This window comes from Vibrio sp. SCSIO 43136, assembly GCF_023716565.1.
Classification (GTDB): Bacteria; Pseudomonadota; Gammaproteobacteria; order Enterobacterales; family Vibrionaceae; genus Vibrio.
Window position 1 is genome coordinate 329,657 of record NZ_CP071849.1, and the last position, 20,642, is coordinate 350,298.

Annotated in this window: 15 protein-coding genes; 12 read left to right on the plus strand and 3 right to left on the minus strand. The window is 44.7% G+C overall.

The window, feature by feature from the left end; all coding sequences use genetic code 11:
- Positions 1 to 144: 144 nt before the first annotated feature.
- The 8 genes from J4N39_RS16190 (at position 145) to J4N39_RS16225 (ending at position 11,721) form a co-directional block, all read left to right on the plus strand.
- Positions 145 to 3,588: an EAL domain-containing protein gene (locus tag J4N39_RS16190; RefSeq protein ID WP_252025825.1), complete on the plus strand. Its 3,444-nt coding sequence runs from the start codon at positions 145 to 147 to the stop codon at positions 3,586 to 3,588.
- 472 nt (positions 3,589 to 4,060) lie between these two features.
- Positions 4,061 to 4,921: a class II fructose-bisphosphate aldolase gene (locus J4N39_RS16195; RefSeq protein WP_252025827.1), complete on the plus strand. Its 861-nt coding sequence runs from the start codon at positions 4,061 to 4,063 to the stop codon at positions 4,919 to 4,921.
- Positions 4,922 to 5,077: 156 nt separating this feature from the next.
- On the plus strand, positions 5,078 to 5,617 hold the full coding sequence (locus tag J4N39_RS16200) for a TRAP transporter small permease (RefSeq protein ID WP_252025829.1): 540 nt from the start codon (positions 5,078 to 5,080) through the stop codon (positions 5,615 to 5,617).
- Positions 5,618 to 5,629: 12 nt separating this feature from the next.
- A complete protein-coding gene (locus J4N39_RS16205) occupies positions 5,630 to 6,919 on the plus strand; it encodes a TRAP transporter large permease (protein WP_252025831.1) in 1,290 nt (429 codons plus the stop codon).
- Between the two features lie 54 nt (positions 6,920 to 6,973).
- Entirely contained in the window at positions 6,974 to 8,023 is a 1,050-nt protein-coding gene (locus tag J4N39_RS16210) for a TRAP transporter substrate-binding protein (protein WP_252025833.1), read from the plus strand.
- Positions 8,024 to 8,137: 114 nt separating this feature from the next.
- A complete protein-coding gene (locus tag J4N39_RS16215) occupies positions 8,138 to 10,156 on the plus strand; it encodes an alpha-glucosidase (protein WP_252025835.1) in 2,019 nt (672 codons plus the stop codon).
- 165 nt (positions 10,157 to 10,321) lie between these two features.
- Positions 10,322 to 10,465: a hypothetical protein gene (locus tag J4N39_RS16220; protein ID WP_252025837.1), complete on the plus strand. Its 144-nt coding sequence runs from the start codon at positions 10,322 to 10,324 to the stop codon at positions 10,463 to 10,465.
- A gap of 188 nt (positions 10,466 to 10,653) precedes the next feature.
- Positions 10,654 to 11,721, plus strand: coding sequence for an HDOD domain-containing protein (locus J4N39_RS16225; protein ID WP_252025839.1), 1,068 nt, complete (start codon positions 10,654 to 10,656; stop codon positions 11,719 to 11,721).
- Here J4N39_RS16225 and J4N39_RS16230 read toward each other — a convergent pair.
- On the minus strand, positions 11,718 to 14,492 hold the full coding sequence (locus J4N39_RS16230; protein ID WP_252025841.1) for an EAL domain-containing protein: 2,775 nt from the start codon (positions 14,490 to 14,492) through the stop codon (positions 11,718 to 11,720). The genes J4N39_RS16225 and J4N39_RS16230 overlap by 4 nt on opposite strands.
- A 408-nt stretch (positions 14,493 to 14,900) precedes the next feature.
- On the opposite strand from J4N39_RS16230, the gene J4N39_RS16235 reads away from it, so the two are divergent.
- Positions 14,901 to 16,484, plus strand: a complete 1,584-nt coding sequence (locus J4N39_RS16235) for a methyl-accepting chemotaxis protein (protein WP_252025843.1) — start codon at positions 14,901 to 14,903, stop codon at positions 16,482 to 16,484.
- A 63-nt stretch (positions 16,485 to 16,547) separates the two neighbouring features.
- Here the strand turns inward: J4N39_RS16235 and J4N39_RS16240 are convergent, their stop codons facing one another.
- Both J4N39_RS16240 and yiaY read right to left on the minus strand, forming a co-directional pair.
- Positions 16,548 to 17,429, minus strand: a complete 882-nt coding sequence (locus J4N39_RS16240) for a transporter substrate-binding domain-containing protein (protein WP_252025845.1) — start codon at positions 17,427 to 17,429, stop codon at positions 16,548 to 16,550.
- Positions 17,430 to 17,621: 192 nt separating this feature from the next.
- Positions 17,622 to 18,770, minus strand: coding sequence for an L-threonine dehydrogenase (yiaY, locus tag J4N39_RS16245; RefSeq protein WP_252025847.1), 1,149 nt, complete (start codon positions 18,768 to 18,770; stop codon positions 17,622 to 17,624).
- Positions 18,771 to 18,804: 34 nt separating this feature from the next.
- Between yiaY and J4N39_RS16250 the strand changes: the two genes are divergently transcribed.
- The 3 genes from J4N39_RS16250 (at position 18,805) to J4N39_RS16260 (ending at position 20,641) form a co-directional block, all read left to right on the plus strand.
- On the plus strand, positions 18,805 to 18,972 hold the full coding sequence (locus J4N39_RS16250; RefSeq protein WP_252025849.1) for a hypothetical protein: 168 nt from the start codon (positions 18,805 to 18,807) through the stop codon (positions 18,970 to 18,972).
- A gap of 143 nt (positions 18,973 to 19,115) precedes the next feature.
- Positions 19,116 to 19,673, plus strand: a complete 558-nt coding sequence (gene ahpC / locus J4N39_RS16255; RefSeq protein ID WP_252025851.1) for an alkyl hydroperoxide reductase subunit C — start codon at positions 19,116 to 19,118, stop codon at positions 19,671 to 19,673.
- Between the two features lie 362 nt (positions 19,674 to 20,035).
- Complete coding sequence (locus J4N39_RS16260; protein WP_252025853.1) at positions 20,036 to 20,641, plus strand: superoxide dismutase; 606 nt, start codon at positions 20,036 to 20,038, stop codon at positions 20,639 to 20,641.
- Position 20,642 lies beyond the last annotated feature (1 nt).

Below are 20,642 nucleotides of genomic sequence, written 5' to 3' on the forward strand. Positions count from 1 at the left end.
TTAACATTAGCGGATAAATACGTTGTGTCTCACAGTGAGAATACGGCGAACTAAGTGATTTCTTTTTTAATAATAATATGAAGTTAACATAGAACACTGCGCAGTAATTACTTCTCCTCTTCATTAGGTACGTTGTCGGTCATTATGTTTAAGTTTATAAAACTATTCATTGCATTGATGCTGGTTAGCTTGAGTGTAAAAGCTTTAGCTGACCATACCGACGTCGCCCTGTCTTCTTCCGTCATCCAGCAAGATAACACTTCGCAAATACCAGCGTTTGAATTGCTCACTGAGCAAGAAAGGCACTTTCTCGCCCAACTCGGTCCTTTAAGTGTACCAGCGACCCCACATGAATCTCCGTTGTCTTATGTTGGGCGAGAAGGAGAGTATAAAGGGTACTTAAATGGTGTTTTGCGCTACGTTGCCGAGCAACTTGGATTGACTTTAGAACACTACCCAACCACCTATGCGCAGAGCCTCAAAGACTTTATGGCTGGGCGGGCAGATATTTTGGCTAATTTTTCATCGTTTGAACACCCAGAGCTTCAGCTAGAACGAAGCATGCCAATCATGCATACCAAGTACGTTGCTCTCGGGCGCAGTGGTGAGCCACCAATTAAGTCCATGGCAGATTTTAATGGTCATACCTTGGTGCTCGTTAAGGAGTTTGCCCAAACTATTACCATTCGCGAAAAGTATCCTCATTTACGGGCTCTATTGGTGGACGATATCGGTCAAGCGATCGACTTGGTACGCCGTGGAGAGGCGGATTTTTATATCGATAATGCGATTCATGCAGGCTATTTTTTGCGTAACGGTATGATCAGTGACTTATCTATATCTGGGTGGTTACCTGAGTCTGAGATGGGGTATTTGGAATTCTATATTGGTGTTAGGGCTGACCAACCACTGCTATTGTCTGCGATTAACAAAGTTCTTGGTTCGATGAGCCATTCCAAATGGCAGGACCTTCGAGCTCTTTGGTTGCGGGATATGGATCCAGTCTCTCGTTTAGATCTTGCATTAACCAGTACTGAGCGTGCTTGGCTTAGAGCGAACCCTACTATCAAAGTGACCTATGAGAAACATTGGGCTCCCTTTGCCTATCAAGATAAAAACGGTGAGTATTTGGGGCTGTCTGTCTCCTATATGGACAGAATAAGTGAGTTACTTGGGGTTAAGTTTGAACCTGTAGAGGGTTCTCGCTTCAGTGATTTGTTACAACCCAATGCCGACTCAGAAATCGATATCATCCCTGCGCTGGTCAAGCTGGAAAGTCGCCTGCAGTACCTTGATTTCACTCACTCTTACCTCAATGTGCCCGTACATTTGTTCTCAAAAGTTGGGATGCCGCTGAGCTACATAAATCAAGTTTCTGAGATCCCTGTGATGGCTAGGGTTGCGGTGTTGGACAACTATGCGATTGTTGAACAGCTTCGAGAGCAAGTTCCAACGTTGCAATTGATCCATGTAGATTCCGTGACTGACGGGTTGCAAGCGGTGCTTAACGGACATGCTGACTACTATGCTGGAAACGGCGTTTCTACCGCCTACTACATATCTAAAGGGGCCATCGATTCTATTCAGGATGTCGGCAAGCTGGATCTTGAAAATGAATACGGGATTGGCGTGCGGAAGGGAATGCCGATACTGACCAGTATTCTCAATAAAGCACTCATTGCCATTCCTGAGCATGAAAAGCAGCAAATATACAATAGTTGGCGTTCCGTGAGATTTGAGCAGCAAACAGATTACACCTTGTTGGCTCAATTAGGCATGGCCACACTGGTGCTCGCTCTATTGTTTTTGTATTGGATAAAACGCTTGGCGAGTGAAGTGACCTTGCGACGTTCTATTGAAGAAAGCCTTGAAGATACGGTTCAGGAAAGAACCCGAAAACTTCAATCGACAGAAGCAAGATTTCGTTCCTTTTTTGAAAGCAATAACTGCGTAATGCTGTTAGTTGATCCTGACACGCAAGAGATTATCGACGCTAATAAAGCGGCATGTGATTTCTATGGTTACACTACGCAACACATGCGCAGAAAGACGCTTGCGGGGCTGCAAGTAGAACAATCCATGGCAAAGTTGTCGAATAAACCGTTGCCGTTATTGGAGAGCAACTACACGATTCAACAAGTACATCATTGCGCTAATAAGGAGATACGCACGGTGGAGCTACACTTCACCCCGATCTCCTATGAGTCTCACCTCCAAGCGTTTATTTTGGTGCAGGATATTACCGAGCGTAAAGAAGCTGAAAAGCAAATGCTGTTTAACGCTCACTATGACTTGCTGACCCACCTCCCTAATAGAATCCATATATTAAATCAACTGCAATCCATGCTTGAAGAGATAGAGTCTAAAGGTGAATTGGTGGGCGTTGCGCTTCTCGATATCGATGACTTTAAAAGGATCAATGATAGTGGAGGGCACGAGTACGGAGACCAGTTATTATTGGATGTGACTGCTCGCCTTAAGCGGGTATTAGGCACAGGGGAGATACTGGGCCGACTGGGCGGAGATGAGTTTGCGGTGTTGGTTCATGGTAAAGCTTGCGAATCTGAGTTTGAAAACCTCGCACTGCGGATCATGGATGTCATGAAACCTTCATTCATGGTCAGAAATAGAGATATGAAGGTGAGTATAAGTATGGGGCTCGCAGTCGCTCCAACGGCAGGGAAAAGTGCAACAGAGTTATTAAGAAGTGCTGATACCGCCATGTACCACGCGAAAGATCTCGGCAGAGATACTTATACTTTCTTTACCGAAAATATGAATACTGAGCTGGAGCGCCGAATTGAAGTAGAGCAGCAAATGGAAGGGGCGCTACAGCGTGGTGAATTTAGCCTAGCCTTCCAGCCTAAAATAGAGATTATCTCTGGACGTATCAGTAGTGCAGAAGCATTGCTGCGCTGGAATAGCCCAAAGCTTGGTTTTGTCAGCCCAATGGAATTTATTCCTATTGCAGAACAAACGGGTTTGATCATGAGCATTGGCGAGTTCGTGATGGAGCAATCAGTCAAGACGTTAGCGAACTGGCAGCGCCAGCATGGTAACCAGCTAAGCATGGCACTTAACCTATCTCCCCGTCAGTTTCGAGATGCAGCTTTGGTAAAGAAGCTGAAGCGCTACTGTGTGCAGTATGGGGTATCTTCTGGGCACATAGAGCTCGAAATCACCGAAGGCGTATTACTGTCTGGAGAAACTCAAGTACATCAACTCCTGTTTGAGATGCATCAACTAGGTTTCTCGATTGCAATGGATGACTTTGGCACTGGTTACGCATCACTCAGCTACTTACGGCAATACCCATTTGATGTATTAAAAATCGATCGCGCCTTCATCAGTGACATTGTGAGCAATGAACGAGATTTAGGCTTAGTAAAAGCCGCAATCAATATGGCTCACGGCATGGGATTAAGCGTGGTCGCTGAAGGCGTAGAAACCGCAGACCAGCTTGATCTACTGGCCCTACTAAAATGCAACATCGCCCAAGGCTATTACTTCAGCAAACCAGTACCAGCCCCTGACTTTGTAAAACTACTACAAGCCGACCAAGAACACTCAAGCAGTACCTACATCTAATTAACCCGTCGTACCCCATCCCCACAAACTTTCACTAGACAACCTCACTCAGCCCTCTAAGATTTCCCGCTTCCCGCTTCCCGCTTCCCGCTTCCCGCTTCCCGCTTCCCGCTTCCCGCTTCCCGCTTCCCGCTTCCCGCTTCCCGCTTCCCGCTTCCCGCTTCCCGCTTCCCGCTTCCCGCTTCCCGCTTCCCGCTTCCCGCTTCCCGCTTCCCGCTTCCCGCTTCCCGCTTCCCGCTTCCCGCTTCCCGTTTCCCGTTTCCCGTTTCCCGCTTCCCGCTTCCCGTTTCCCGTTTCCCGTTTCCCGCTTCCCTCACACATCCCAACATTCCAAGATGTGCACTACCGCTCATTTTTGTCCGTTTTTGTCTGAATCTGTAATAAAGTGTTATCTAACTAACAGAAATGATCATTTGCAGCTGTTACTTTTTATTCCGTCGGAACAATTTGAGAATAAAGAGGAACACCGCAAATGCCTTACGTATCTGGTAAAAAGATGATTGAACAAGCGTGGAATGAGGGTTACGCAATCGGCGCTTTCACCGCACACAACTTAGAGACCATCAAAGCAGTATTGCTTGCAGCCCAAGCAGAACAAGCACCTATCATGATTCAGATTGGTCAGAAAGCGATTAACGAAATGGGCATGAAGCCACTTCGAGACGCTGTTGATTCACTGATTGAGCATCACCAAATCACAGTGCCAATTTGTATCCACCTAGACCATAGCCGTAAGTTTGAGCAATGTATGGAAGCCGCTAAGCGTGATTTTCAATCGCTCATGTTCGATGGTTCGGCACTTCCAATCGATGAAAACGTTCGCATTACAAAGGCAGTTGTAGAAGTTGCGGCGGCTCTTGGTCTTGGCTCTGAAGGTGAGATTGGCAAGATCGGTGGCACGGAAGATGACATCACAGTTGATGAAAAAGATGCCATGATCACTACGGTAGAAGAAGCGCTAGATTTCTCTGAGCGCACGGGCGTTGATTACCTAGCTGTGTCTATCGGTACGGCTCATGGTGTTTACAAAACCACGCCAGAACTAAAGTTTGACCGCCTGTCAGAAATTAAAGACGCAGTGAAGAAACCTATCGTACTTCACGGCGGTTCAGGGGTGCCTGATGACCAAGTTGTAGAAGCCATCAAGCGCGGTGTTGCAAAAATCAACGTAGATACCGAGCTTCGTCAAGGTTTCATTACTGGTGTTCAAGCACACTGGAAAGAAAGGGAAAACGATTACATTTTGGCGGATGTAATGAACACTGGTATCGCTTCCATGATGGAAGTTGTACAGCACAAGATCCGCCTATTTGGTTCAAACGGTAAAGCTTAATGTCCATTATGTGACATAAACCCTACAAAAAATGACACATTGTTGATCGCTGTGAATCGCTTCAAAGAACCACATGGTCAAACGAGTTATCAATACTTCTCTCAGAAACAATGTGTCGTTTTAACTACGATAATAAATACGAAATATGGTGACTATATGCTTAAAGCCATAGAAAACGCTTTACATAAAATCAATGCACCAATAGCACGCTGGACAGCAAGCATTGCGGGATTTTTCCTTTTCGTAATGACTGCGATTGTACTGATCCAAGTTGGATGTCGTTACATCCTAAACATGCCACTTGGCTGGACTGACGAATCTTCTCGCTTCTTGATGATCTACATGACGTACCTATGTCTACCAATCATCTACCTAGAAGACCGTAATATCTCCATGACGTTTGTGACAGATAAACTTAAGGGTACTCGAATCTTTGAACTCTTGATGGTGTTTGCTCACATTGCAAGTTTGCTTCTATTCGCCGTTTGGATCTATTTCGGCTACAAGTTTTTCGAAACTGGGGCAGTGATGGCGGATAGCTTGCCTATCCCTATGTACATCATCTACGCCATTCCACCAGTAATGCTTGCGATCTCTTGCTCGTTTGCACTACAGAAACTGGCAGGTTCGTTACACAACCTAATCTTTTTTACCCAAGCTCAGCAGAAAAATATGACTGCTGAAGCAGTGAAGTAGAGGTAAATAATCATGGTTTCTCCAATTTTTGTACTCTACTTCATGATGTTCCTACTGATGGGAGTACCAGTACTTTTTGCACTAGGCCTTTCGCCGATCATTACCTTTTTCCAAAATGATCAAGTGCTATTCATTAACATGTTGTACCAGCGCCTTTACTCAGGCCTGGATAACTTCCTGCTTCTCGCTCTGCCATTCTTTATGTTGGCGGGTGAGATGATGTCGAGCGGTGGTATTACACCTCGCATTATTGCTTTTGCGCAAGCTCGCGTTCAGCACCTACGTGGTGGTCTAGGACACGTGGTTGTACTGACTTCTACACTATTTGGCGCACTAACAGGTTCAGCTGTAGCGGCAACTTCAGCGATCGGCAACATGTTGTTACCTGAGATGACCAAGTACAAATACGACAAGAGCTATTCGGCAGCACTGACTGCGGCAGCTACCATCATTGGTAACATCATTCCGCCATCAGGCTTGATGCTGTTGTATGCATTTGTCATGAACACCTCGGTCGCTGCGATGTTTATCGCAGGTATCATCCCAGGCATTATTTTCTGCCTAGGCCTGATGCTGGTTAACCGCTTCCAGATCCGTCATTACCCTGATGTGCAGCCACTGCCTCGCGCGAGTAAGCTAGAGCGCAGCCAAAGCCTGAAGTTGGCCATCTTGCCTCTACTGACTCCGGTCATCATCCTTGGTGGTATTTACGGCGGTATCTTTACTCCAACAGAAGCGGCAGCGGTAGCAGTTGCGTACGCCATCTTCCTATCAGTTTACGTTATCAAGGTAACCAATCTGAAAGCGACTTATGCCATCTTCGCTAAAGTTGCCGTGAACGCAGCAGCGGTACTGATTATCGTAGCAGCGGCGAGTGGTTTTGCATCGGCTATTAGCTTCTCAGGCATCTCTAACATGGTAACTGAGTTCTTCAACGGAATTACTCGTGACCCACTGATGCTGTTCTTCATCATCAATGTGTTCTTGTTCATCGTTGGCATGTTCCTAGATGCGGGTCCTGCGATCCTAATCTTCGCACCAATTATTGCGCCAATCATGATCAATGCGGGCGTAGACCCGGTGCACTTTGGCGTGGTGATGTGTATCAACCTATCCATTGGTCTAGCGACGCCACCTATGGGTCTGGTGCTATTCGTAGCCTCGGGCGTATCGGGAGAGCCGCTACAGAAGATTTCTAAGGCGATCATTCCATTCATCATCATTGAATTCTTGATCATCTTCTTAATCTCATTCTTCCCAGAATTGGTGATTGGCCTACCTAAGCTGTTGGGCGTGATGTAGCACCGATTCAAAAGAAACGTGAAACAAAATCTATAAAGATAAAAGGACTATCCAATGAAAAAAACTTTACTGGCTGTTGCTGCCTCGACTCTTCTTGCTTCTGGTATGGCATCTGCTGCGGAGTACAAACTAACAGTACCGCACGTATCTAACCTAGAGAGCTACAACCACCAGTCACTATTGGTGTTTAAGAACTTCGTAGAGTCACGCTCTAATGGACAGATCACAGTAGATATCTACCCGTCTGGCCAGCTATGTAGTAACGCTAAAGAGTGTATTGCCGGGGTACAAGCAGGCATGTTTGATTACTTCCAAACGACTATCCCTGAGCTTGCTAACTTCTGGAAACCTGTCGGTGCATTTGACCTGCCATACATGCTACCAAATGACCGTGTTGCTGAGTGTGTTTACGACAACGAGCAATTCCTAGGTGATGTACGTGGTGAGCTTCTAAAACGTGCACCAAACGTTCGTCTAATGATGGTATCTAACTCAGGTGGTTGGCGTAACATCGCAACAACTAAGAAGCAGGTGCAATCTCCAGATGATGTGAAAGGTCTGAAACTGCGTACTGTACCTGCGAAGATCCAGCAAGAGCTTGTAAAAGAGCTTGGCGGTTCACCAACGCCAATCGCATGGCCTGAAGTGTACACAGCGCTTTCAACAGGCGTAGTAGATGGGACTAAGAACGGCATCGTAGATATCGTACAGAACAAATTCCATGAGAGCCTAGACTACCTAATCCTAGATGGTCACGCATACATGGGTGGTGCTTGGGTATTCAACGATAAGAAGTTTAAAGGCATGCCAAATGAGCTTAAACAAGTGCTGATTGATGGCGTTGCGGCTCAGAACCAATACCTACGTGCATATCCTAAGCATAAAGAGTTCACAGCTTACGAAGAGTTCCGTAAAGCTGACGGTACTATCTACAACCCAAGTGCTGCTGAAAAAGCGAAGTTCCAAGAGAAAACAGCACCAGTTAAAGAGTACTTCCTAGCGAACTCTGGTTCTGAAGGTAAGCAATGGTTAGAGCGCTTCCAGAATGAAATCAAAACTTGTGAGATGAAAATCCAAGCTGACTACGACATTCAATTCAAATAATTACGAAGTCAACTCACTATTTGGGGCGCTGATTTGGCGCCCCGTTATTTCTCCCAGTTCCAATAAACCAAGAACAAAATTTTATTCAGCATTCACTGCTGAGAGGTAACTAAGATGGACTTAATCCGTACTGAAAATGGCTTTACCCTGACCCATAAAGGTCGCCCTGTATTCTCACACTCGGTCGATAAACCGATGCTATTCCTAGGCAAGGGTGATGCCAACTACGATATGTATCGTGGTAACTTTGATATTACTGATTACGTGACTGAGCGCTTGCCAATGCGCCAATTCACGCTGGAAAGCTTTGAAAAAGAAGGCGCTCAAAGCTATGTTGTGACTTTCCTATTTGATGGTCAGCCGGTATTGAGCATGATCATCGGTCTAACCGCTGAAAAACGACTCAAAGCTGAGTTTGAAGCGATTGATAAAAGCTTCAACCGTTTCTGGCTGCGTGTTGATGCCGATGAAAATGAACGAGTGTATGGCTGTGGTGAACAGCTAACTTACTTCAACCTACGTGGCAAAAACTTCCCACTTTGGTCATCTGAACCAGGCGTAGGCCGTAACAAAAACAGCTACGTGACATGGCAAGCAGACGTAAAAGACAAAGCGGGCGGTGATTACTACAACACTAACTACCCACAACCAACGTACGTTTCTGATAAGAAGTACTTCTGTCACCTAGAAACAACAGCTTACGCAGATTTTGATTTCACCAATGCTGACTTCCATGAGCTACAAGCTTGGGATATCCCGCAATACTTGCTGCTTGATGCTGAGCCCGATTTCCTTTCTCTGATGACTAACATCACCGATCTGTTCGGTCGTCAGCCTAAACTTCCTGATTGGGTGCATGACGGTATCATCCTTGGCATCCAAGGTGGTACGCAAATCACCCTTGATAAGATTGAAGCGGCTCGTAAAGCCGGTGTTAAGGTCGCTGGTGCTTGGTGTCAGGACTGGCAAGGCATCAAAATGACCTCGTTTGGTAAGCGCCTGCAGTGGGATTGGCAGTGGAACAAAGAGCTATACCCAGAGTTGGACAGCAAGATCCATGAGATGAAAGCAGATGGTATTCGTTTCCTAGGTTACATTAACCCATACGTGTTGGAAGACTTCCCGCTGTACAAAATCGCTCAGGAAAAAGGTTACCTAGCGACTAAGGAAGACGGCTCCAAATACGTTGTCGATTTTGGTGAGTTTTACTGTGGCGTGGTGGATTTCACTAACCCAGAAGCGTGTGAATGGTATAAAGACGTTATCAAGACCAACATGATCGATTTCGGTCTTGATGGTTGGATGGGTGACTTTGGTGAGTACTTACCAACAGATTGCTCATTGAGTAATGGTGTTAGTGCGGAAATTGAGCATAACAAATGGCCTTACCGTTGGGCGAAGGTTCAGCATGAGGCGATTGAAGAAGCAGGCAAAACGGACGATATTCTTTTCTTCATGCGTGCTGGTGGCACGGGGATTCAAGGCTACTGTCACACGCTATGGGGCGGTGATCAGCTAGTAGATTGGTGTATTGATGATGGTCTAGCATCGGTTATCCCTGCGGCATTATCGTCTGGCATGATGGGCAATGGTATCCACCATTCAGATATCGGTGGTTACACGACTCTTCACGGTTGCAAGCGTCCTAAAGAGCTATTCCAACGTTGGGCTGAGATGAACGCGTTCACACCAATTATGCGTAGCCACGAAGGTAACCGCCCAGGGGATAACCATCAGTTTGATACTGATATGGATACCCTGACGCATCTGGCGAAGATGACTCGTATCTTCACCCACCTAAAGCCTTACACTAAGGCGGCAGTGGCATTAAATGCAGAGAAAGGTATCCCGGTACAACGTCCATTGTTCATGCACTATGAAGACGATGCAGAGAGTTATGAGATCAAGTTCCAGTATCTGCTAGGACGTGATTTGCTTGTGGCTCCGGTTTACAACGAAGGTGAAGTGAACAAACGTCTTTACCTACCAGAAGACACTTGGGTACACGCTTGGACAGGTGAAGTCTACCAAGGTGGTTGGGTTGAGGTGGATGCACCAATCGGTGAGCCAGCAGTGTTCTATCGTGCCGACAGCGAAGACAAAGCGTTATTTGAAGGATTACGCACCTTGTAATCTATTTCAAATAGAGCTAACAAAATTAAGCCAGCGGGTCACCTTGCTGGTTTTTTTTGTTTTTTAAACAAAAGTTGAACAAATTCCACTCACTTGGCTTGATCTTAGTCACATTGCTCGGTATAGTTGCGACATCTGTCACAAAAACAACAAAAGGCAACAAAAATGAACCAAGCAACGACTGTTCAACTAAACACATCACTACCAATCAACAAAATCAAAGCTATTGCTGATGAAGCAATTTCTCTAGCTAAAATGGCTGCACTTGTTGCGCTTCCTCTGCTAGCACTCGCACTATTCTGGGCGTAATAAATAGTCGATAAAACCCAGGCGCAACTCCCAGCTGAGCATCACGATCACGGAATATCGTTGATGGCCGCTGGTGGTTTATTCTTCGAGTATTTTCCCACCAGACTAACCAATACTTGCTTTCAATCATCGCTATGACATAATCCGCCACCTTCGTGCGAGTAACAAGTTGATGGAGAGGCAAGCGGATGTTTAAAAGGGTTCTGAAAGCACTGTTTAAGTCGTTTTCAAATAGCAATAAAACCCCAACTGAAGTAGTCTCTGCCCAAGCCCAACACCCAGTAAAAGCAGAAAACCAACCACAAACGGTTACCCTCAAGAACAATACGCCAATCAGCGCTCATGCCGCAGACTTCCTTGGCTATCTGTTCGGTGAATCTGAGCTTCATACCGATACTGACCCATTCAGTGATTTCGTCGCCGCTCGTGTCGAGCGATTATTGCTATCTCCTAAAGCGCTTTTAAATGAGTTACCCGTGATGCCAGCGTCAGTGACAACATTATTGGCGGAGCTGCAAAGTGACGACTTTGATGTCGATAAGCTGCTTAAAGTGATAGAGCACGAACCGAGTATGGCCGCCGATGTGATCAAGCTTGCCAACAGTGCCCGTTACCGCCGTAGCGAAAAAGAAGTCACCGATCTGAAAACTGCGTTTATGAACATGGGATCACAAGGCTTGATAGAGGGAGTGATTAACACTTACCTCAAGAACTTCGCACCAAGAACCAACATTTACTGGCGACAGTTTGGAGAAAAGATTTGGCAACATAGCTTAGATACCGCTGTGTATTCCAAAACCTTGCTTAAAGCGACTGATGCTCAGGAAGATGAAGCCACGGCGTATTTCGTGGGTCTCATCCGCAATCTAGGCAATATGATCATCTTCCAAGTGATGGTGGAAGCTTTCGCCCACGTTGATCCGTCGGTTCCGCCAAACTCAATGGCGTTTAAACGTCTGATCAATGCTTATGCAATCAAGTTAACTTACACCTTAGCCAAGTTTTGGGAAATGCCGACAGCAGTGCTCAATGCGATTGGCTTTCAAGCGTCCTCGAAATTTGAAGCAACAGCCTTATCAAGCGCAGTTCGTGAAGCTAACTATCTAAATGAGCTTAAATGCTTGCTGACCTCTGAGCTAATTGATGCCGCAGAATACGAGTTGCGTTGTCGCGCATTTTTGCGCTCTGCTCAGGCACAACAGATAGCTCTCGAGGTGATGCAGGTATTCACCTCTCAAGATCAGAGTGGTAATTAAGAGTGCTCCCATAATTGCGCTTCATCGGAAATGGAGTTGATAGGAGCGCAGGTTAAACTTTTGTTTTTTAGCCACTTGGCTTCGAAATCATGAGCTTTCAAGGGTTTATCAAACAAGTAACCTTGTGCACAACAACAGCCCAAGCTCTTAAGGCTATCTAACTGCCAGCGTTCTTCCACCCCTTCAGCCACCACTTTTAAATCTAGGCTTTTCGCCAGTGTAATGATGGTTTTCGCCAATGTTTTTGAGTGGCGACTACTTTCTAGTTCAGAAATGTAACTCCTATCGAGCTTGATAATGTCGAATGGATAGGAGTTTAGATAGCTGAGTGACGAATACCCAGTACCAAAGTCATCTAGATACAATTCGATGCCGAGATCTTTTAGTTGACCAAGCTGTTCTATGATGTCTTCATTTTTGCCAAGGTAGATGTTCTCGGTGATTTCTAAGCCTATATGTTTACCTTCTACCCCATGTTTGTCTAACGCTGCTTTGACTTGCTCAACAAGATTGGATGTGAAGAGTTGGGCGGCTGAAATATTAATCGAGACTCGGTGATGCGGCTCAAGCAGATGAGACCATGTCCCCATTTGCTGGCACACTTGTTCAATCACCCAAGCTCCAATTTCATTGATCTTACCGCTGTGCTCAGCAATAGGGATAAAGATATTAGGAGGTACACTGCCAATGGTGTGACTTTTCCAGCGGATTAACGCTTCAGCACCTGCCAGTCTTTGCTGATCGATACAGTAAATCGGCTGGTAGACTAGGGTGAATTCATTGTTCCCAATGGCTTTATTGAGTGCTGATGAGACCAAGAGCTGGTAGGTACTCTCTTCGAGCATATCTTCGCTAAACAAAATGTAGCTGCTGCTCCTTGAGTTCTTAGCCTTGGATAAGGCTGAACTTGCCGCCTTTAGTAGTGTTTCTGAGTTATTGCCGTGCTGGGGGGCGATCGCTACTCCAATAGATACAGATAGCTCTAAGCTGTGGTCCTTTACGCATGCCGGCTGTTGGAATATCTGAGTAATTTTTTTACATAGCGGAGTGATAGAAGCTGGCGATGAAATGGGTAATACGATCGCAAACTCACCACCTGTTAGGCGGTACAATGCATCCTTATCAAACGTTTGACTAAGTTTATCTGCCACTGTTTTAAGTGTTTCATCACCCACTTTTAAACCAAGAGTATCGTTGATCAAACGCAAGTCAGATAGATCGAGCAAAGCGATCATAAATTTGGCAGAATCCACATCGTTTTGGTTCAGATTATGCTCTATGGCCGCATCAATGGCTTGTCGGTTACCAAGCCCGGTTAGAAGATCCATATTGAGCATAGAGATCAGTTTAGACTCATTGGCTTTCTTTTCCGTGATGTCTCTGATAATAGAAAGAATGACCATTTCAGAGTTGAACTTCATGTACTTAGTACCAATTTCAACGATCTTGTGTACACCCGAACGAGTGACGAACTCTTTTTCGACGTGTGTTTGGCTAAAATCTATATAGTCACCATCTTTATCTGAATAAATGTTGGATAAAGAGAGATTGGCAAGCTCATCAGACTTATATTCTAAGAAGTTACAAGCCATATCATTAGCAGCAATGATTCTTTGCGACTCTACGCTCGATAGCAATATTGGATCACTCGCATTCTCTAAGAGGTTTATATAATCTCTTTTTTGTCTTCGAATTTTATTTATTAGGCGATAAAAGAGAAACGTTATAAACAACGTCACCGAAATGATACAAAAAGCGAAGATAATAAATGCGTCGCGAGTTTGATTATAGGCAATATAGGCTTCGTCGTAGTCCAATTCGGTCGCTAAACCGAACTCATGTATAGGGTCCCATAACCAAGCGCCAACCACCGTAGTCCCCCGATAGTCTACATACCCTTCAATGTTGTAATTGGACTGGCCCGACAACGCACTTTGCGCCATGACAGTGAGTTCAGGCTTTCCATTGGACACCAGTGTTGGGATCTTGATTTGTGTGGTAAATATGCTCGATTCATTATCCGCTAAGATTTTACGTTGCTTAAGTTCATCTTCGAAGCGGCTATCTGAGATCATCACACCATGTTCATCAAATAGGTAAGTCTCTCCAGTTCGTCCAATCTGACTGCGGTTGAGTATTTTTTGTAGCTTTTCAATCGGATCTAGGCGTAGGGTCAATAGGGCAATGATTTTGCCATCGAAATCTCTGATAGGGCTTGCGACAAACATGGTCGGGTAGTTTTCAATCAGTTGTCCCTCTTTATTTGGAAGGGGCACATCAGATTTTTGTGGCAGCGTAGTGAGAGTCTCTCCCTGCCACGCCCGGTCAAGGAACCCTTTTTGGCTAGCAAGCAGATTTATAGTGCCAATATTACTGTTTCTGGTAGATGCGAGGCTGATATTGTTTTTGTCGAGAATAAAAAAGCCACGCATCTCATGGGTTTGAAGGATTGGAGCAAGCAACTTCCGTAAGCTCGTTTGTGCATCTGAGTTGACTAATGCTTCTTGCGTATTGGGAGTGGATAGTAATTCACGAGTCTGGCTGACGATTACTGGATTGCTGGCAAGGATATTGGCATGGTCTTCATTTTCTTGAGCCCATAGGTGGATGGCTTGGTATGTGGTGCTGCTGACTGCCCGAAGCGATTCGGCGAGGCTATCGGTGAAGCTATTTTTGATCACGCTTAACGTCAATGAGGCAGCAATGAGTGTAATAGCAATTGTCGCTATCATTGTGCCAAATAGGTATCTAAGTTTGTGTTTGGAGAGCACGGTAAGTCCTTGGGGAGAGGCTTTGTATATTAATTTTCGCTAATCTAGTTTTATTTGTATCAATCAATGGTTTTTATAGAGTAGCGAGGCTATTTCTTGCCTGTCTGTTATTTTAGTCAGCCCAATATGACGTGTTAAATTTTTTCTACTCAGCGATAGGAGTTTCATTGTAAAGCTTGCGACATAGCAAGTTTTTTTAATAATTAATCCAATTTAATTATAGACAGCGTACCATTATGTTACGTGTTACAGAATTCTTATAATTCGTGTTCATTTCTATGTTGCATTGGTAGTCATTTACGAGTGTAGTGCAGTAAGGAAAGTACAACTGAAGCTATACGAAAACGTATATCAGCTATATTTGCATCAGATGTTGCTAAAGCGCAATAACGTGTCAAGGTTAGATAAATGATAAGAAGTAAATTACGCATAATTAGTGGTGTGTTGTTGATCATGGCGTTTGCACTTAGCCTAACCATGATTTTTAAATTGAATGAAGTTTCAAGCGATATGGAAACGTTGGAAAATACGTTTCAACCTATTGAACGCAAGTATTTGGAGTTACAGTTGAATGTTGGGTCACTTGAGCAATCTTTGCTGGCCTATGCCGTGACTCAAGGTGCCTACGATGGCTTGTCGATTGCTAGCCAGTATTACCAGCAATCTAAGAAACTGCTGGGAGAAATTGAAGCCCTAAGTTCATCGCAAGCAGAGCTTGGTCAACTGCTAGACAAACATCATGATTTTGGTTTAGTGATAGCGGCAGCTTATGTCGAGCAAGGTGTTGACGCTGGTAACCTTATGTTAGGCGATTTTGACGCCTTATCTGTACGTATATTTGAGTTGGTTGAAACCAATAGACAGATAGCAGATAAAACTGCGAAAACTCTTGAAGCGAGTGTTGATGAGCGTATGCAATGGTTTAAGCTATTGGTTTACCTATTTGCTTCAGCATTCATTATTACCATCTTTGGGTTTTATTATTCTCTTAGCCGTTACGTGTTTAGCCCATTACGCAGACTCGGTGAGATGGTAAAAGATCTTGCCAGCGGAAAAGGTGATCTCACTAAGCGTTTGCGTGCAACCCGCAGTGACGAGTTAGGCATTATTGCTGGGGACATTAATCAGTTTATTGCTAAGACCCAAGAGTTACTGCAAGCAGTCAGTCACGCTGGTGACCAGCTAGGTCAAAGTGCTAAAGCGTTAGAAAGTTCGATGACCAGCACGTTGAGCGGTATTACCAAACAGGAAAGAGAAATCGAAGCGACCAGCCATTCCGCACAACAAGTGGCAGAAGGTTCGATCGAGGTTAGTAAACATACCGTAGATGCTTCTCTACAAACTAACGATATTCACGAGAACTCCGAGAGTGTTAGGTTAGATGTGGATGCTTCAGAAAAAAGCATGATTTTGCTGGCGTCAAAAATGGAAGAAGCGCAACAGGTTATCCATCGTTTAGGTGAAGACAGCAATAACATCGGTTCAATGCTTGAAGTGATCCGTGGTATCTCCGAGCAAACTAACTTGTTAGCACTCAATGCAGCGATTGAAGCCGCGAGGGCTGGCGAGCAAGGCAGAGGGTTTGCTGTGGTAGCCGATGAAGTTCGAAGCCTTGCAGGTAACACTAGTGATTCAACAGATAAAATTAACCAAGTCATCGAGCAGCTTGCCCACAACGTAAGTCACGCAATCGATGTGGTTAAACAATGCAGCGATACTACTTGTGAGTGTTTGCAAACGGTGAACTCGATGGGCTCATCGATTAAGGGCATCAGTCATGCTGTTGAAGGTTTGAACTCGATGAATACTCAGATAGCAACAGCCTCTGAAGAGCAGTCAGAAGTTTTGAATGAAATCGACCGAAATATGACGGATATTGCCCAAGTGACCCGAGACAACTCACAATCTGTTTCGCAATTGGGCGATATTGTTGAGCAGCTTCAGCGCAGTACAAAAGAGTTGGACTCCCATCTGGCTCAATTCCAGTATTAAATGAGTTGATAAAGCGCCATCTTAAACCAAAGTCATGATGGCGTTTTTACTATTCAACGCCCCTTAGTGTTGCTTGTTCAAATCCAACCAGTAGGAAGGCTCATCGTAGATTGGGTGTAAGGGTAGAGTTGGATTCTCTATCTTTATGTGTCGGCGCTTAGCAAATTGCGCTTGCTTAATTGGGTCGCCGTTAGCCTTCATGAACTCTTCTTCAAAAGAGCCATCCGCTTTCATTTTCTCTAAGCCATAAAGTATGCGGTCAGCAATTTCTGGGTGTTTAGGGGAAACAAAAAAGTAGACAGGCAAGGGCATCTCAATAACTAGGCTTTGTTCGATAACCATCTTAGGGTGCACGTTTGAACGTTGCTGATACTCAGGGAAAATCTCACTTACCCCCCGAATAAAGTAGTCGAAGCGTTTGGCCATCAACATGCCAAATAGCCCTTCATAGTTGGTACCCGTGACGATTTTAAACCCGCCCACTTCACGTAGCGCTTTTGTTATTGACCATTGCTCACCGAGCCCCGCCGAAAGTCGTTGCAGGTCATTTAAGGTATAGATTTGTTCAAACTTAGTGATGTTGTCTTGATGGATCAGTAGGATTCGATAGCCCAAGATGCCTTTTAAGATTGGAAAGTAAACTGGTAGCGCTCGTTCTTCCCACTCTCTACGAGTGGGCGCATTGTGTACATTGATTTTCCCACCATCAAGTAGCTCTTGCAGCATTCGGTCTCTCGGGCCAAACCAGTCACTCTCTATAATGTCATAGGGCCCATACTCATCGATGCTAGCTTCTAAGGCTAACTTTAAAAGTTGGGTAGGATAATCGTATCTTTGGTCAGTGCCTGTTTTAGGTTTAGAAATTTTAATAACGTCTGCATGAGCTACAAATGCAAGCACAAGATTAAGTACGAATTGGATGGATAAATGAGATTTTAACGACATTGTACGCCGTTCCTCGCATGGCTTGAGGTAGATGGTTTAATGATAGAAGTGTTTTTAAATTGTTGCGTAGCTTGGTTGAGCCATATACCTAATATTGGGTAGGTTAGATGGAGAGGCAATTAAATGGGGAATTTGGTCGAGTCAGAGAAGGTAAACCCTGCTGCGATTACAGCAGCAGGGTTCAAGTTAATGTTACATCGCAGCTTCAAAAATTGCCGAGATTTCCTCGTGTGTTGCTTGTTTCGGGTTGGTAAAACCACATGCATCTTTTAGTGCATTATCAGCAAGCGTAGGGATATCTTCTGATTTGGCACCAAGCTCAGCAATACCGGTTGGGATACCCACATCTTTGGCTAGCTCAACAATTGCTGCAATAGCTGCATCAGCGCCTTGTTCTGCCGTTAAGCCTTCAACATTAACACCCATCGCTTTTGCAACGTCACGTAGTCTATCGGCTGATACTTGTGCGTTGTAGCGCTGAACGTGTGGCAGCAAGATAGCATTACAAACACCATGCGGTAGGTCGTAGAAGCCACCTAATTGGTGTGCCATGGCGTGCACGTAGCCAAGTGATGCGTTGTTGAATGCCATACCAGCCATAAATTGTGCATAGGCCATTTGCTCACGAGCTTCGATATCGTCACCGTGTGATACCGCTTTACGAAGGTGCGCTTGGATAAGCTCAATCGCTTTAATTGCTACTGCGTCTGTGATTGGCGTTGCCGCAATGGATACGTAAGCTTCAACAGCGTGAGTCAGTGCATCCATACCCGTTGCAGCAGTTAGAGACGCTGGTTTGGCTAGCATAAGTTCAGGATCATTCACTGAGATAAGTGGCGTTGTGTGTTTATCAACGATAGCCATCTTAATATGACGCTCTTCATCAGTAATGATACAGAAACGAGTCATTTCAGAGGCTGTACCAGCGGTAGTGTTGATTGCGATCAGAGGCAGCATAGGTTTAGCTGATTGATCAACCCCTTCGTAGTCGCCAATTTTGCCACCATTGGATGCTACAAGTGCAATACCTTTCGCACAGTCGTGCGGTGAACCACCACCTAGCGAGATGACGAAGTCACATTCGTTTTCACGCAGTAGCGCTAGTCCATCATTTACGTTTGAAGTGGTTGGGTTTGGCTGAGTGCCATCGAAAACAACGGTGTTTACTTCTTGTTCTACCAATAACTCTTGTACTTGCTTCACCATACCTATTTGGCTAAGTACGTTATCAGTAACAATAAGCCCTTTTTTAAACCCATGTGACTTGATGCTTGCTACCGCATCCTTCAAGCAGCCAGCGCCCATCAAATTTACTGTAGGGATAAAAAATGCACTAGTCATAGACGTTACTCCATATTATTTGGGATTTGTTTGGATGACATTTAATGTGCAGGCTGTGCTTATGAAACTTTTTGATTTGGGACAAGTTTCCGGTCTAGAGGATGTTACCAAATATAAAAATGGGATCTGCGAAACAATTAAAACAATTATCGGTATCTTGGTGAGTTATTGGTCAATTGAGCTGGTGCTGTTGGTATTTTAACCGCTTGAGTTTGGTGGTTTTTGTTCAATAGAATTCGCCTATCAAATCGATAGGAATTACCCATTTTTCTAAAAATGCTCGCTGGGGCATTATGAACCCATCAACGCAAACAAAGACTTAAACGGATAAAAGAGAGTAACGTCATGATCAACACGCAAATCAAACCATTTAGCGCAACAGCATTCAAAAACGGCGAATTCGTAGACATCACAGAGCAAGACGTTCTTGGTAAATGGGCAGTATTTTTCTTCTACCCAGCGGACTTCACATTCGTTTGTCCAACCGAACTTGGTGACCTAGCCGACCATTACGAAGAGCTACAATCTCGTGGCGTTGAGGTGTACTCAGTATCAACAGATACTCATTTCACTCACAAAGCTTGGCACGATAGCTCAGACACGATTGGCAAAATTAACTATTTCATGGTGGGTGACCAAACAGGTAACATCACTAACAACTTTAACGTAATGCGTGAAGGTCAAGGTCTTGCAGACCGTGCCACATTCCTTATCGACCCAGAAGGTACGATTCAAGCGATGGAAATCACTGCAGAAGGTATCGGTCGTGATGCAGAAGACCTACTTCGTAAAGTGAAAGCAGCGCAATACGTAGCAGCAAACCCAGGTGAAGTTTGCCCAGCAAAATGGAAAGAAGGTGAAGAGACTCTAGCACCATCACTAGACCTAGTTGGCAAAATCTAATCTTTCTAAAGAGAAGCCCTAAAATCCCTTTAGATGCCTTTTGGCGCAGGTAACTCCTGCGCCTTTTTTTGTATTTTGGCTCTAGATATACGTCATAAGGGCACTTTTGAATATCCACAAAACCCACAGGTATTGCAAACGATAATTATTTGCAATAATGATTTTCTCATACTAATACGACTAATTATCTGATCTTGTATAGCGACGGACAGATTTTCTCGAGCATGGTCCGGCATTCCGGGGAAGAAATCTTATGCCTAGCTGGGACTAGGGATACGATTTCTGACGCCGCTAGAGGAAATATGGACTAGCTAGACTGAGCAAATAATTAGTTGGATTGGTATCAATACAAGGAGAAAGTCATGAGCCATCAATTCCCACAATTACCTTACCAATACAGTGATCTAGAACCTTACATAGACGCCAAAACGATGGAAGTGCACTACAGCAAGCATCATCGTACTTACTACGATAAGTTTATGGCCGCCATCAGTGGCAGTGATTTAGAGAGCCAATCTCTTGTCGAGATTTTTGCTAATACCTCAAAACACTCCCCGGCCGTTCGAAACAATGGTGGCGGTTACTATAACCATATTGTGTATTGGAACTGCATGTCGTCAAACCCACAATCAGAACCAAGCGGTAAGCTTGCTCAAGAAATTGTCACTACATTTGGCAGTTTAGAAGCGTTCAAAGAGGAGTTTGCTCTGGCGGCTATAAATACCTTTGGGTCAGGTTTTGCTTGGCTTATTGTTCAAGATGGCAAACTTAAAATTACCTCGACAAGTAATCAAGACAACCCCTTGATGGATGTAGTGGCTGACCGTGGTGCGCCAATACTTGCGCTCGACGTATGGGAACACGCTTACTACATTAGCTACCAAAACCGTCGCCCAGATTACATCAACGCTTGGTGGAATGTCGTGGATTGGAAAGCAGTAGAAACCAATTACCAAGCCGCCATATAGG